A 14609-nucleotide genomic window follows, 5' to 3' on the forward strand; every position below is an offset into this window, starting at 1 on the left:
CAGGTCCGGGCGGATCACCGAACCTTGTCTGGGCTCGGCGGCTTCTCGAAGAGCTTGGGATCAATGGAAATGTTCACCTGCACATCTTCGAAGCTCGCGCGGGAGACCTGGACATTGCCCTTGTAGCGGTCAATTCGCAAGGGGAGCTTGATCCCGTCGAAGTCCTGATAGAGGTGGAAACGCTCCTCCTCGTCCTCGTAGGCGAGCTTCACCGGCAGATACGTCTGAGGGTCGAAATAGACCTGGATGCGGTCCACCTCCTCGCCCTCAAGGGGAACGATCAGCTCCACGCCGACGCCGCGTTGCCGAAACCAGAGTTCGCGTTCGCCCAAATAGCGCAACTTCACATCGGATCGCCGCCAGAGGTCGCGCATGACCGTCTCCAAGCTCCGCCGTTGCGCCGTGCGGAAGCGGGCGATCTCCTCTTCTTTTTGGTCGCGGAGGTTGCGCGAGGGGCCATCGTAGATCCAACCGCGGGCGCCGACGTTGACCTGAATGAACCGATCCTTGCCGCGTCCGAATTCGACGCGCTCCCGATCGGGGTAGACGATGTAGACGGTGAAGGGGAGAAGGGCTTGCAATTGCTCTCGCTCGTTGAATTGCGAATAGAGTCCGCGTCCCATGATGGATTTGAGCGCGAGATACTTCTCGCCGCCGAGCGCGCGCGTGGCCGCCTCAAAGAGCGCGCGCGCGCGATCTTCTTGAGTCGGGGCGGGGGACAGAAGCCCGAGAAGAAGCACGAGGCTCAATTTACAACGAATCAGCGTCCGAAAAGGCCCGCTCGACATGGATCGTCCGTCACACGACGACGGCTTCCAAGGGATGCACCTGGATCTCGTTCTCCTTCACGTCCACGAGGAAGTGATCGGCCTCCTTCCACATCTGCGTGATCGGGAGCTTCACGTGTTCATCAATCGTGCGCTTGAGGAAGCGAGCCCCGAACTGAAGGCTGTACCCCATCTCGACGAGCCGATCCAAGGCGGCTTCGGTCACGGTCAGGCTCTTGTTGTACTTGGCCATCTGCGCGCGCGTCTTCTCCAGATACAGGCGCGCGATCTCGCGCACCTCCTCGCGCGTGAGCGGGGAGAAGACGATGATCTCGTCAATGCGATTGCGGAACTCGGGGGAGAAGTGATCTTCCGCCGCCTTGATGATTTCTCGCTTGATCTGCTCCAATGTGTCCTTGTTCTGCGGAGCGAAGCCCAGCGGATTCAAGTACTTCTTGTACCGATCGCTCCCCAGGTTCGAGGTCATGATGACGATGGCGTCCGAGAGATAGACCTTCTTCCCGCGCCCGTCGGTGATCCAGCCCTCGTCGAAAGCTTGGAGGAAGAGCTGCATGAGATAGATGGACGCTTTCTCGACTTCGTCAATGAGGAGGACCGTGAAGGGGTTGTCGCGCAGCGCTTCGGTGAGGATGCCGCCGCGCTCGCTCCCGACGATGCCGCGCGGCATGCCGATGAGCTTCTCGATACCGATGGTGCCGTCCTGATATTCCGAGCAATCAATGCGGATCATCTTGTTCTCGTCGCCGAACATGAATTCGGCGACGGCCTTCGCCAGTTCCGTCTTCCCGACGCCCGTCGGACCGAGGAAGAGCAAGACGCCATCGGGACGATAGAAGTTCTCCTTGAGCGGGCCCTTATTCAGTCGAAGGCGACGGGCGACGGCGCGAATGGCTTCTTTCTGGCCGACGACGCGACGGCTGAGGGCCTCCTCCATCTCCTTGAAACGCTCGGTCGTGTCGCGGAAGATCATGTCCTTGGGGATGCGGGAATCTTGGGAGATGACCTCGATGACGTGCTCAGGACGAACGATCCGCTCCTCCGGCTGCTCGATCTCGACCTTGACGGCCGCCGTGTCCAACCAGCCGATGACCTTATCCGGCAAGTGGAGCCCGCGCAGGTATCGCGGCGCCATCTCCAGGGCCGTCTCAATGGCTTCCTCGGAGATCGTCACCGAGTAGTTGCGTTCCAATCGGGGCTTGATCCCTTTCAGGATCTGGCGCGTCTCTTCGAGCGTCGGTTCCTCGACTTTGACAACGCGGAAGCGGCGGGCGAGGGCTTCATCCTCGGCGATGTACTCCTTGTATTCGGTCATCGTCGTCGCCCCGATGATGCGGATCTCGCCTCGAGCGAGAGCACCTTTGAAGATATTGGCGGCGTCATTGGAGACGCCCAGCGCCGCACCCGCGCCAATGATCGTGTGCGCTTCGTCAATAAAGAGGATGATGTTCTCGCGCTCTTTGACCTCGTTGATGATGCCGTGCAAACGTTCCTCGAACATTCCCCGCAGCATCGTCCCGGCGACGACGCCCGACATCTGCAAGCCCACGATGTGGGCATTCCGCAAACGCGGGGGGACGCGTTCGGGGTGGAATTCGATGAGCTGCGCGAGCCCTTCGACAATAGCCGTCTTCCCAACGCCCGGATCTCCGACGAGCATGACGGAATTAGCGCGCTCGCGGTGGCAGAGGATCTCCATCACCTGCCGCAGCTCCTTCTCTCGACCGATGAGCGGTGGCAGCTTATCCTCGCGAGCGAGCTTATTGAAGCTGACGCCGAAATGCTTCAGATAGGGAGGCAATTCGTAGCGACGACGGAAGCGTTCTTCCCGCTCCTCGCGCGAGCGCACGCGCGTGATGATCTTTTGCAAGACGACGTCCGGGTCTGCGCCGAGCCGCCGCATCAGCTCCACGGGCACGCTATCGCGATCTTGGAAGAGAGCGACGAAGAGATCCGAGGAGTCAATCTCATTGCGCCCCATGGAGCGAGCGCGATCCAACGCCAACTTCAAGATCGTGCGACAGGAAGGATCCAGGCGTACGCCGCGCCCGGTGAACTGACGCGCGACCGACAATTGCTCGTTCAAGGCGCGGATGACGGCCTGCGGATCAATGTTGAGGCTTTGCATGACCTCGTTGAAGAGTGAACGCTCGACCTCGATGAGAGCTGCCAAGAGGTGCTCGGGCGCGACGATATTGTGATCCCGGTGGCGAGATTCCTCGATGGCTCGCCCCATGACGCGGCGTCCGCTCTCGGAGAACTTGTCTTGGAATGGTCCCAGGTCAATCATAGCCATCGCAAGTGCGAATTATACACAGCCGCTTCATCCCGACTCAAGGCGAGGCCCTTCATTGGCCGCCGTCGCTTCGACGGCGACCTCCTTGCGCGCGCGTCCGACGCGCACGCGCGCCGGACGGATGAGCGTCGTCTCGCCCAGGCGATATCCGGGCTCTACGACGTCGAGGACGAGACCATCGTGCTCGGGCTCGACCTCCACGACCTCAACGGCCTCGTGCAGCGACGGATCGAAGGGCTGGTTCTGAGGCGCGATGACCGTGATCCCACATTGTTGGAGACGGCGTTCGAACAACGCGACAATAGCCCGCATGCCCTCCAAAAGGGCCTGGGCGTTCTCCGTTTGTTGAGCGGCGCGCACCGCTCGCTTCAACTCATCGAAGACATCGAGCACAGGACCGAGGATATGAGCGACGCGTTGCTCGACGCGCTCTTCCAACAGGCGCGTCTGTCGCTGGCGGAAGGCTTCGATCTCCTCCCGCATGCGCTCGCGCGCTTCCTGGAATGCCCGTTCGAGAGCTTGGGCACGTTCTTCGCTCAGGCGGAGCCGAGTCTGCAGCTCCTCCACATACGAGGGGTAACGAGGGACTTCTTCAGGGGGCGCCTCGGCCGGAGCTCCTTCTTCCAGCCAGCGCGTGAAGCGCCGCTTATCCACGACGCGGGGATGCGCGTCGTCCGGCGTAGACTCCTCGGCGGTCGGCTCCACGGGAGACTCCGTCGGCTCTTTGAACTCTTCTGGTCGCTTCATCGCGCTCCTCCTGACGTCACCTGAGAATTCCCTGCAGTGCGGTTACATGCGCGCCGCATGCTCCAGCAAGCGGCGAATCCGCTCGCGAATGGGCGGATGCGTGCTGAAGAGCGACATCAGCGTCTCCCCAGCCAAGGGATTGACGATCATCATGTGTGCCGTGGCGGGATTCGCTTCCAGCATTGGGACGCGCGCGACTCCGCGTTCCAGCTTCTCTAAGGCGCGTGCCAACCCGTAGGGATTTCCGGCGATCTCCGCGCCCGTGGCATCCGCTTGGAATTCCCGCGCGCGAGAGATAGCCATCTGAATCAAGAGCGCCGCCAGCGGCGCGAGGATGAAGAAGAGCAGGCCCGCCAGGCCCCGCAGCGGATTATCGCGCTCATCGCGCCCCATGCCGCCGAAGAACAATCCCAATCGCGCGAGCAGCATGATCGCGCCCGCGATCGTAGCCGCCACCGACTGGATGAGGATGTCGCGATTCTTCACGTGAGCCAGCTCGTGGGCGAGGACACCTTCCAACTCCTCTCGGTTCAAGATCTGGAGCAATCCTTCGGTGACGGCGACAGCCGCATGCTCCGGATTGCGCCCCGTGGCGAAGGCGTTCGGCGAGAAGCTGGGGATGATATAGAGCCGCGGCATCGGCAATCCCGCTCGCGCCGAAAGTCGGCGGACGATCTCGTACAACTCCGGCGCTTCCGCTTCGCTCACCGGACGCGCCCCATAGCTCATGAGCGCGATCTTGTCCGAGAAGTAGTAAGCGCCGAAGTTCATCAGCGCGGCGAAGAAGAAGGCCACGATCAACCCGTGCTGGCCTCCGATCAATTCGCCCGCCAGGAGAAAGAAGGCCGTAAGCAGCGTCAGCAGCAGAATCGTCCGAACGGTGTTTCCTGTCATCGCCTCACCTCCACGTTCCACTGACTGTCCGGTACATAAGTATGGCCTCGCTGGGGCGAAAATTCAACTCTCTCGCTTGACGGAATCCGGTCCGCTCGGCAAAATCAAAGCAGCACTGAAGATGCTGGTGTCCGAGGTGCACAATGATGCGACGACAGAAAGCGCAGGAGAGGCACGTTCCACTCATGACGGCGGTCATCGGAGTGCCGTTCTACACCCGGGAGGAGTTCCAGAAGCAGCAGCAATATGCTGAGGATCGGTTCAGCTACGAGAGCTACGACCATTGGATGCGCTCGCATCGCGAGCTCCGACGTAAGCTGGAGGCCCTGGGGATCATCGTGATCGAAGTTCCGATCAACGTCGAGGAGATGCAGCAGTATTTCCTGCAGCACGGACTGCGGAACGATGCCGCGAATCGGAGCCAGTACGTTGCGCGAAAGCTCTTCGAGCAACGCGATCTCGTGTCGCCCGTTCTCCGATGATCTCTGACGCCGTGGGGAGAAGCATGTCGCCTGCCTTCGCTGTCGGAAAGCTCCCACCGAGCGTTCTTCAACGAGTGCTCGCGCGAGTTCCTATTGAAGACGAGCGCGTGAGGATCGGACCGCGAGTCGGCGAAGACGCCGCGGCCATTGCCTTCGGCCAGACGTATCTCATCGCGAAGACCGATCCGATCACGTTCGCTACCGACCACATCGGCTGGTACGCTGTGCACATCAATGCCAACGACGTCGCCGTCATGGGAGCGCGCCCGCGATGGTTCCTGGCCGCGCTGCTGTTGCCGGAAGGGAAGACCGACGCGGCGTTTGTGGAGCAGATCTTCCAGGATATCGTGAGCGCATGTCAAGAGCTGGGGATCACGCTCTGCGGGGGACACACGGAGATCACCTATGGCCTGGACCGTCCGGTGATCGTCGGCCACATGCTCGGCGAAGTGCCGCGAGAACGGCTCGTCGAAAAGCGGATGGAGCCTGGAGATCATATCCTCTTGACCAAGGGGATCGCCATCGAAGGGACAGCGATCTTGGCGCGAGAAAAAGCCGCAGAATTGGCGTCGGGCGGCGAGGCGCTTCTTGTGGAGCGTGCAATGCGCTTCCTCTTCGACCCGGGCATCAGCGTGGTGCGCGAAGCGCTACGCGCCGTCGAAGTCGCGCGCGTGCACGCCATGCACGATCCGACCGAGGGGGGCTTGATTGGTGGCCTGTGGGAATTGGCCGTTGCCGGAGACGTGGGGATGCACGTCTGGAAGGAACGCATTTGCATCTGGCCGGAGACCGAAGCTCTCTGTCGTCGCTTCGGGCTGGATCCGCTTCGTCTCATCGCTTCGGGGGCGCTTCTGATCGTCGCCCCGCCGCAGGAGTGCGCGAAGATCATCGAAACGCTCCAACAAGAGCACATCGCAGTGGCTCAGATCGGCGAGGTGAGAGAGAAGGCCTATGGTCTCAAGCTGGAAGTAGAAGGAGCGCTCATCGAGCTAACTCCCCCCGAGCGGGATGAGATCGCGCGAGTCTTCGAAGTCGCCTCGCCAGAATCCTCGGGAGGGTAAATGCAGGGCGTTCATCATCGTCCGACCGCGAAGCGTCAGGCGTATCGGCTCATCTTACGGGACCGCGTGCTCGAGCTGGGCACGCGCACACTGCTCATGGGCATCCTCAATGTGACGCCTGATTCGTTCTCCGATGGAGGGGAGTTCTTCTCGCTGGAGCGAGCGGTTGAACGCGCCCTGGAAATCGAAGCCGAGGGTGCTGACATCCTCGACATTGGTGGAGAGTCCACGCGTCCGGGGGCGAAGCCCGTCCCCGTCGAGGAGGAGTATCGTCGCGTCCTCCCGGTTCTCGAACGTCTGCAGGGACGACTCCGCATCCCGATCTCCATAGATACGACCAAATACGAGGTCGCCCGCGCGGCTTTGGAAGCTGGCGCTGCGCTGATCAATGATGTGAGCGGTCTTCGCCGCGATGAACGATTGGCTGATTTAGCCGCTGAATTCGGTGCCGCCTTGGTCCTCATGCACTCGCGGGGGACGCCCGAGACCATGCAGCAGTTGCCCCCGAGTTCGGACATCCTGCGGGAGATCTCGGATTATTTCGCCTGGGCGCTCGCCCGCGCCCAGGCGCGAGGAGTGGCCGCCGAACAGATCCTACTCGATCCTGGACTTGGATTCGGCAAAACCATCGAGGACAATCTGCTCATCTTGAATCGGCTCGACACCTTCGCTCAGTTCGGGCGTCCGCTGCTTGTGGGTCCCTCGCGCAAGTCTTTCATCGGCCATCTCACGGGAAGAGCGCCGCGCGAACGCGCCTTCGGCACCGCGGCCGCTGTCGTTGCGGCGATCTTTCGAGGCGCGCACATTGTCCGTGTTCACGATGTGCGGGAAATGCGCGACGTCATCCGCGTCGCCGATGCCATCCTTCACTCTGAAGAGTCCTGGGCCTTGTCCGAGCCCGCTCGTTGAGAACTCCTATGAGGGAAGATGAGTACGGGCGGGTGCGTTTGGACGCCCGGTGGGTGGATTGGGAGGTAAAGGAGGATGGGGCATGTTAGGAGGTACCCGCCCGTACGATTCGCAGTTAGGGTGGAGCTTGACCAAAAGCGATGGGAGGCCGGCAAGGGAAAAGGTTGTGCTTGCCGTTCTATAGAAAGCCGCCGCTTGAAGATCGTCCAACTCACCGGCCTTATCCCAATTCGTCCGATGGATCCTTCGGACTTCATCCATTTTCGCTGGGAGAGAAGGGCGGATGAAGGAAAGATGGCCCTGCCATTTATCAGCACGTGAGCCCGCACATCTTGGAACCGCCGCGTCCGCTTCTGCTCGGAAGGGGACATGCTGCAACCACTCGCGCTTTCGCCAGCGCACGAACGCTCGCTCCCACACGTGCCACTTCACGCAGATATCCTCGCCGGAGGTCGTTACTTGAACGCCCACCCGATCAGGAGCGAAGAAAGCACCCACCACTTGGTCTCCCGCTCGATCCATCGCAATGGCAGGGCCAATCCTGGTAAGGAGGGTGGAGCACGATCCGAGAGAAGAGAGATGCCGCAGCTCAGCCTGCCTTCGGTTCGCTGGAACTGTCGCCCTCATCTTCATGAGCCGGACATCCGCATTCGCACGAGCCTCGACCTGAGCGTGAACCGTCGCTTCCGCTCGCCCACGCGCATGTGCATCGAAAGCGTCCATCATGAGCCTCAGCTGCATCTTTCGCTCGAACCAATCAGAATGCGCATCCATGCGATCGCTCCCTTGAACTCGCGCCCTCACATTCGAATCAGACGGAGCTGCGGCAATTCCGCCAGGCTTCTCCGGAGGCGAGCCGCTCGTGAAGGCCCTGAGACTATTCTTGGGCCCCACTCCTTTTATCCCGGTCTCTTCTCCGGCCCGAGCTAACGTCACCCTGCACCTCCGGAAAAAGCCGCTCGATCTGTTTCGCCTCTTGCTGCCCGCCGTCTCAAAGATCACCTTGCTGACGGTCGCGCATGTTATACCACGAGTCCCGCCAGAAGTCAAGAAAAAAGTTCAAGTGATTTCTCAACTCGGCCCAACTAACGCTCGGCGAATTAAGGACTAATATTGGCGGGGGGAAGGCCATCTCGACCCTAACTCATCTCTTTGCTTCAACTTAATTGAGCCCGAGGCCTATTCTGGACCGGCGTGGCCTTGCTATTTCGCCAACCGAAAAAATTTTCTAAGCTGGCTCCGAATATGGTCCTTCCGGTGAGCTGGGATGGTCATAAGGGCCTTTTCGAGGCGGGCCACTCGCAGCACGTTCACCTGCTAACATGGTGAATATCAAAAAGTTGCATGAGGCCGGGCGCGCGCTCTGCCGCCTAGCGGCCAAGGTAGACGATGACTCGACCGGCTCCTCGTAAACCCCCGGGCTCTCCAACAGCTAGATCCGGTTTTCCATCCCGGTTCAGATCCCCGATAGCTATGGCCGTTCCGAACTCACCATTAACCTCCGGACTCGGCGGATCGAGGATCAGATTGGCATTCGGGCCGATAGTGCTTCCCCCTTGGAAGACGTACACCCGTCCGGCCTCTTGACGATTGCCCACCACTGCTCCGATGGCGCCGACAGCCAGGTCAGCGATACGATCGCCATTCAGATCACCGGTGGCCACGGCATACCCGAACCGAGAATCGAGTTGTGGAGCGGGGGCCTCTAAAATGAGATTGGGGTCATTACTCATCGCGGGTCCACCAAAATAGATGTAAACTCGTGGCGGTTGGGATTGGATCGAATCTCCGACGACGATGTCCGCATAGCCATCACCGTTGAGATCGGCCACAGCAAGCGATGATGCGAATGTGGGATCAATCAGCGGGCCGGCCGGAGGACGAGGATTGAGGAGCGTCAGATTGGGCCGACCACTCATGGACTTCCCTCCAAAGAAGACATAAATGGCGCCATTTCCGTTCGTCCCCCCCAGCGGTGCGCCCACGACGACGTCAGCGAATCCATCTTTATTGATATCTCCGGCTGCGACAGCTAAGCCGAATTGCTCTCCGAGAGTTCCCCGTAGGGTCGTACGCCGAGACCCGATCGTGCTCCCCCCATAGAGAATGACCACGGCGTCCAGCAACCAAGCTCCAGCGATCAGATCGCTCGCTTGATCACCGTCCACATTGCCACTGGCCAGGGAATCTCCGAAGAACCCACCGATTAGGGTATCGGGATCCGGGGGGAGCGGGCTCCGTATGGTCACCGGACTGATCCCGAAATTCGATGCTCCACGATAGATGAAGACTCTCCCATCGAAGGAAGAATCCTCGCTATTGCTGGCCTCGGGAGCGCCGATAGCCAGATCGGTTCGATTATCCCGATTCCAATCGCCGGAGGCGAGGGCACTTCCGAAAGCAATTCCCGCCTCACGCGTGGAGAGCGTCCGATCGGGCGTCTGTCGAAGCGTCGGACGCCCGTAGAAGACGAAGACGCGCTCGCGGCGATTGGAGACGGCGAGATCCAAGATACCGTCGCCGTTGAAATCTCCAATAGCTAGAGCCGAGCCAAAGAACGTATCGACCGTCGGCCGCGATTCGGTCAAAATGAGAGGCGATTGTTGGAAAGATTGGGGGACGACGGGGCTCCCTATCAAAAAGAGCCAAAGCATGAGATGCGAAAGGCGACGTGGGACTCTCCCTGTCATCATGGCTCACTCCTCATCAGGCCATATATCCGATCCATAGATCCGATGCCCAGGCTCTCGCCACTCTCCACATGCCTCCAGTGAGCGTCCGACGGGTCATTGAAGCCTCCAGCCACTTTCCCAAGGACATCCTCTGGAGACTCTACGATTTCGCATGCGCCTTTTTTAGCTCATCTTCCGAGCCATGGCAAGGGGAGAAATCCTTCACGAACGAGCGCCTCTCATATCACTGGCACTTTCCCGCGACATGTGGTGCACTAATCCTCGGAGGGAGCCGCTATGGAGAGAATCGAACGGGACAGTCTCGGAGAGCGAGCCATTCCGGCCGACGTCTACTATGGCATTCAGACGGTGCGGGCGCTGGAGAATTATCCGATCAGTGGCTGGCGTCCATTTCCCGAGATGATTCGGGCGATGGTCCGGATCAAAAAGTGTGCGGCTCGGGTCAATGCGGAGCTGGGGCTTGTGGAGGAACCCATCGCGCGCGCGATCATCATGGCGGCCGATGAAGTGCTGGCCGGGCGGTTCGATGATCAATTCGTTGTGGACGTTTTCAATTCCGGCGCTGGGGTGTCCTTTCACATGAACGTGAACGAGGTGTTGGCGAATCGGGCCAACGAGATCCTCGGCGGACGTCGAGGGGAGTATTCGTTCGTGCATCCGAACGACCATGTGAATCGGGGGCAGTCCACGAACGATGTCATGCCGACGGCAATGCGTCTGGCGGCGCTGGAGGTCGCGCGTCCTTTGCTCGAGCATCTGGAGGAATTGGCTCGCGCGTTCCGTGGCAAAGGGGAGGAATTCCGTGACGTCGTGAAAGCTGGACGCACGCATCTTCAGGATGCTGTTCCGGTTCGTTTGGGACGAGAGTTTCATGCCTATGGGCGCATTGTCGAGGAGCACGCTCGGCGCCTGCGACAGGCTCTCGAAGAATTGCGCGTGCTGGGCATCGGGGGCACGGCCGTCGGGACGGGGTTGAACGCGCATCCGGCCTTCCGCTTCCGCGTCATCGAGGAGTTGAAGCGAGAGACGGGAGAGGAGCTGAGTCCTGCCGAGGATTTGATGGCGGCGATGCAAAGTATGGCGCCCTTTGTCGCTGTCTCCGGGGCGATGCGAGGGTTGGCGCTGGATATGATCAAGATCTGCGACGATCTGCGGCTGATGGCCTCGGGGCCGATCGCGGGATTGGCGGAGATCGAGCTACCGGCGCTTCAGCCGGGCTCCTCGATCATGCCGGGCAAGGTCAATCCCGTCATGCCCGAGATGATGACGATGGTGTGCTTTCAAGTCATTGGGAACGATACGACCATCGCGCTGGCGGCCGCTCACGGGGAGTTCGAGTTGAACGTGATGATGCCGGTGATCGCCTTCGATCTGCTCCTCTCGGCGAAGCTCTTGACCAATGCCGTGCGCGTTTTTACCCAGAAAGCCGTCGTGGGGATTCGCGCTCATGCGGAACGCTGCCGGTATTATGCCGAGGGCAGTCCTGCTTTGGTGACGGCGCTCGCCCCACGTCTCGGCTACGAACGCGCTGCTCGCGTGGCGCGCGAGCTGCTCTCGACGCGTAAGACCATTCGGGAGATCGTTCGAGAATGGGGATGGATGAGCGAGGAGGAACTCCGTCGCGCGCTCGATGTCGAAGCGATGGCCGAGGGGGGACCCGTGGGGGCGGAATCCGAGCCTTCGTCGGGAGCATGACCGCTATCGTTCCGGCCGCATGTGGGGGAAGAGGATGACGTCGCGGATCGAGCGTTGATTGGTCAGGAGCATGACGAGCCGATCAATACCGATCCCTTCGCCCGCCGTTGGGGGCATGCCGTAGCCCAAAGCGCGAATGAAGTCTTCATCCATGACCATGGCCTCCTCATCCCCGCGCTCGCGCAGGCGCATCTGTTGCTCGAAGCGCCGATATTGCTCTGCCGGATCGTTCAACTCGCAGAAGGCATTGGCGATCTCCAGGCCACCAATGTACAACTCGAAGCGGTGCACGATGGCCGGATTCTCTTCGCTCTGCTTCGCCAGTGGACTCAGCTCCGTCGGATAGCCCACGATGAACGTGGGCTGAATGAGCTTCTCCTCGGCGATATATTCGAAGAGCTTCCCGAGCATCTGCGCATGATTCCATCGCGGGTCGCAACGTCCGCCGACGGCGTGCAGTAACTCCGGTAAGCGCTCGGGCGCGTCTAAATCCTGGGGCGTCGGCGCCGGCACCGTTTCGGGCCAATATTGCAGGATCGCGTCTTTGATCGTCAGGCGACGCCAGGGGCGCGTGAGGTCTATGCGATGTCCGGCGTATTCAATGATGAGCGAGCCGCAAACGGTGCGCGCCAAATGCGTGAGCAGCTCTTCGGTCAGCTCCATGAGGTCTTCGTAATCACTGTAGGCCTCATAGAATTCGAGCATCGTGAATTCCGGATTGTGCTTAGTGGAGAGGCCCTCGTTCCGGAAATTCCGATTCAGCTCGTACACCTTCTCGAATCCTCCAACGATCAACCGCTTCAGATACAGCTCCGGAGCGATGCGCGCGTAGAGATCCATATCGAGCGCATTGTGGTGCGTAATGAAAGGACGAGCGGCCGCTCCCGTCGCCAATGGCGTGAGCATCGGCGTCTCCACCTCGATGTATCCCCGTTCGTCGAAGAAGCGCCGAATCTCCTTGATGATCTGCGCGCGCCGCACGAAGACCTCGCGCGAAGCACGGTTCGCGATCAGGTCGAGATACCGTTGCCGATATCGCGTCTCGATGTCCTGAAGGCCGTGCCATTTCTCCGGCAGCGGAAGGAAGGCTTTCGCCAGGAAATGGAGCCGTTGGACGTGGACGGTCAGTTCTCCCGTGCGCGTCACAAATAGGTATCCTTCGGCGCCGATGATATCGCCCAAATCGAGATGGTTGTACAACTGCCACTCCCGCTCGCTCACCTCATTGCTTCGAATGTAGATCTGGAGCCGCTGGTCACCATCGGAGAGATGCGCGAAGGCCGCGCGTCCCATCAAGCGCGTCGTCATCATCCGACCGGCGATGCGCACGGCGATCTGTCGCAGCTCAGCATTCACTCGCTCCAACTCCTCAGGCGGCTTCGCTCCCGCGTAGTGACCGTAAGTCCGGACGATCTCGGTGATCGTATGCGTGCGCTCGAATTTGTGGGGATACGGATCGAACCCGAGCGCACAAATCACCTCGAAGTTCTTCCGCCGTTGCACGATCAGCTCATTCTCTTCGCCGAAAATTCCCCGACGCATTCGGTTGATGCCTCCTTTGGTTTTCATCCTCCTGGGCAGCGAGAGGGATGATGCTAGTCAGGGGGGGTGAACTGGTCAAGGACGCCTGCATGTTATTCTCGTTCGATCCACAGGTTCAGCGGGCGCCCCAGCAAGGCATATTTCTCGCGTAGGCAGCGCACCCGCTCAGCGTATTCCCCCTTGGGAAACTCTCCCGCGCGCCGCCGATCGCGCAGCCGTCGCAGCTCGTAGCAGTAGAGATCGTTGAGCTGCTCGCGCACAAGCTCCGGCGGCGTCCGGTCCGTCGGAAGTAGTCCGAAGCGTTTCAGCTCCTCCATGACTTCCGCCCGATAGCGTCCCATCGCCGTCTCCGGTAAGGACTATAGCACGACGCGCGTCTTGAGAGCGACCCCGCATCTGGGGATGACGTTGACCTGCCTCGAGGGCAGTGGTATTTTTGCTCCTTTGGATATCGAGGAAGGGCGACAAGCTATGGGATTCTGGCGAAGAGAACGAGAGGAGATCACGAGTTTGTTCTCAGGGGGCGTGGAGGCTTCCTCCGAAGGGTCGGACCAAGCGTCGGGATTACTCCAGCGATTCAAGCGCGCCGTCGCGCGCACCCGCCAGCAGCTGATCGAGCGGTTTCAAGACCTCGCGCAGGGGAAGCGGGCGATTGATCCGGCTGTGCTGGAAGAATTGGAGGAGACGCTCATCGCCACCGACATGGGGCCGCGCACGGTGATGGAGATCCTCGAGAAGGCGCGGGTCGCCCTCGATCGAGAAGCGTTGCGCGACTTGGATGCCTTGAGGGGATTCATCCAGTCGGAGTTGCTCGCCGTTTTGAAGAACACCGTTCGAGGCGAGAGCCCATTCCCTGAAGAGCGTCTGCGACGCTCGGATGTGCGTCCGTATGTGATCCTGGTCGTCGGCGTCAATGGGACGGGGAAGACGACGACCATCGGCAAGCTCGCGTATCGGTTGAAGCGTCAGGGGTTCGGCGTGTTGCTCTGCGGCGCCGATACATTTCGTGCGGCGGCGACGGATCAACTGGAGATTTGGGCCGAACGTGCGGGCGTCCCGATGATCGGGCAACAACCGGGGGCTGATCCGGCCGCTGTGCTCTTCGATGCGCTGCGCTCGGCCAAGGCTCGTCAAACGGATGTGGTGATCGCGGATACGGCCGGACGCTTGCACACGAAGGTCAATCTCATGCAAGAGCTTCAAAAGATGTGCCGCGTCGCTGCGCGCGAAGTCGAAGGCGCTCCGCATGATGTTTTGCTCGTGCTGGATGCCGTGACGGGGCAAAACGGCTTGGAGCAAGCGCGGCGCTTTCTGGAGGCCGTTCGGGTCACGGGGTTGGTCCTGACCAAGCTCGACGGAACGGCCAAGGGGGGGATTGTCATCGCCATTGCGAAAGAGTTGGGACTACCCATTCACTACGTGGGCGTCGGCGAGGGGATAGAGGACCTCATCGAATTCTCTCCAGAGGCGTACGTCCGCAGCCTCTTCGAGGGATGAGCGGCGTG

The 14609-nt window shown here is 60.6% G+C and carries 12 protein-coding genes; 5 read left to right on the forward strand and 7 right to left on the reverse strand.

All coding sequences use genetic code 11. The annotated features are described in order from the left end of the window. Positions 1-14: 14 nt before the first annotated feature. The 4 genes from NZ746_02780 to htpX all read right to left on the reverse strand — a co-directional run bounded on the left by NZ746_02780 (position 15) and on the right by htpX (position 4722). Positions 15-788: a hypothetical protein gene (locus tag NZ746_02780; GenBank protein ID MCS6816287.1), complete on the reverse strand. Its 774-nt coding sequence runs from the start codon at positions 786-788 to the stop codon at positions 15-17. A 10-nt stretch (positions 789-798) separates the two neighbouring features. After that, complete coding sequence (locus tag NZ746_02785) at positions 799-3021, reverse strand: ATP-dependent Clp protease ATP-binding subunit (GenBank protein ID MCS6816288.1); 2223 nt, start codon at positions 3019-3021, stop codon at positions 799-801. An 87-nt stretch (positions 3022-3108) separates the two neighbouring features. Further along, positions 3109-3828 carry a nucleotide exchange factor GrpE gene (gene grpE / locus NZ746_02790; GenBank protein ID MCS6816289.1) on the reverse strand — a complete coding sequence of 240 codons (720 nt, stop codon included), beginning with the start codon at positions 3826-3828 and terminating at the stop codon, positions 3109-3111. Positions 3829-3870: 42 nt separating this feature from the next. Then, the gene (gene htpX / locus NZ746_02795) at positions 3871-4722 is read right to left on the reverse strand and encodes a zinc metalloprotease HtpX (protein MCS6816290.1); all 852 of its coding nucleotides are present in this window, start codon (positions 4720-4722) and stop codon (positions 3871-3873) included. 143 nt (positions 4723-4865) lie between these two features. Here htpX and NZ746_02800 point away from each other — a divergent pair, with 143 nt between their 5' ends. From NZ746_02800 to folP, 3 genes are read left to right on the forward strand one after another with little or no spacing between them, the layout of a single operon-like run. Further along, positions 4866-5204: a hypothetical protein gene (locus NZ746_02800; protein ID MCS6816291.1), complete on the forward strand. Its 339-nt coding sequence runs from the start codon at positions 4866-4868 to the stop codon at positions 5202-5204. A 23-nt stretch (positions 5205-5227) separates the two neighbouring features. After that, the gene (locus NZ746_02805; protein MCS6816292.1) at positions 5228-6265 is read left to right on the forward strand and encodes an AIR synthase family protein; all 1038 of its coding nucleotides are present in this window, start codon (positions 5228-5230) and stop codon (positions 6263-6265) included. After that, positions 6266-7174, forward strand: a complete 909-nt coding sequence (gene folP / locus NZ746_02810; protein MCS6816293.1) for a dihydropteroate synthase — start codon at positions 6266-6268, stop codon at positions 7172-7174. A 1370-nt stretch (positions 7175-8544) separates the two neighbouring features. On the opposite strand, the gene NZ746_02815 is transcribed toward folP, so the two are convergent. Next, complete coding sequence (locus NZ746_02815) at positions 8545-9867, reverse strand: FG-GAP-like repeat-containing protein (GenBank protein MCS6816294.1); 1323 nt, start codon at positions 9865-9867, stop codon at positions 8545-8547. Between the two features lie 276 nt (positions 9868-10143). Here NZ746_02815 and NZ746_02820 point away from each other — a divergent pair, with 276 nt between their 5' ends. After that, a complete protein-coding gene (locus NZ746_02820; protein MCS6816295.1) occupies positions 10144-11562 on the forward strand; it encodes an aspartate ammonia-lyase in 1419 nt (472 codons plus the stop codon). A gap of 3 nt (positions 11563-11565) precedes the next feature. Here the strand turns inward: NZ746_02820 and lysS are convergent, their stop codons facing one another. Beyond that, positions 11566-13131 (reverse strand): lysine--tRNA ligase, encoded by a 1566-nt coding sequence (gene lysS / locus NZ746_02825; protein MCS6816296.1) that lies wholly within the window; start codon positions 13129-13131, stop codon positions 11566-11568. A gap of 65 nt (positions 13132-13196) precedes the next feature. Then, positions 13197-13445: a hypothetical protein gene (locus tag NZ746_02830; protein ID MCS6816297.1), complete on the reverse strand. Its 249-nt coding sequence runs from the start codon at positions 13443-13445 to the stop codon at positions 13197-13199. Positions 13446-13575: 130 nt separating this feature from the next. Between NZ746_02830 and ftsY the strand changes: the two genes are divergently transcribed. Continuing rightward, on the forward strand, positions 13576-14601 hold the full coding sequence (ftsY, locus tag NZ746_02835) for a signal recognition particle-docking protein FtsY (GenBank protein MCS6816298.1): 1026 nt from the start codon (positions 13576-13578) through the stop codon (positions 14599-14601). The last annotated feature ends 8 nt before the right edge of the window (positions 14602-14609 follow it).

The organism is Blastocatellia bacterium (assembly GCA_025055075.1).
Taxonomy (GTDB): Bacteria; Acidobacteriota; Blastocatellia; order HR10; family HR10; genus HR10.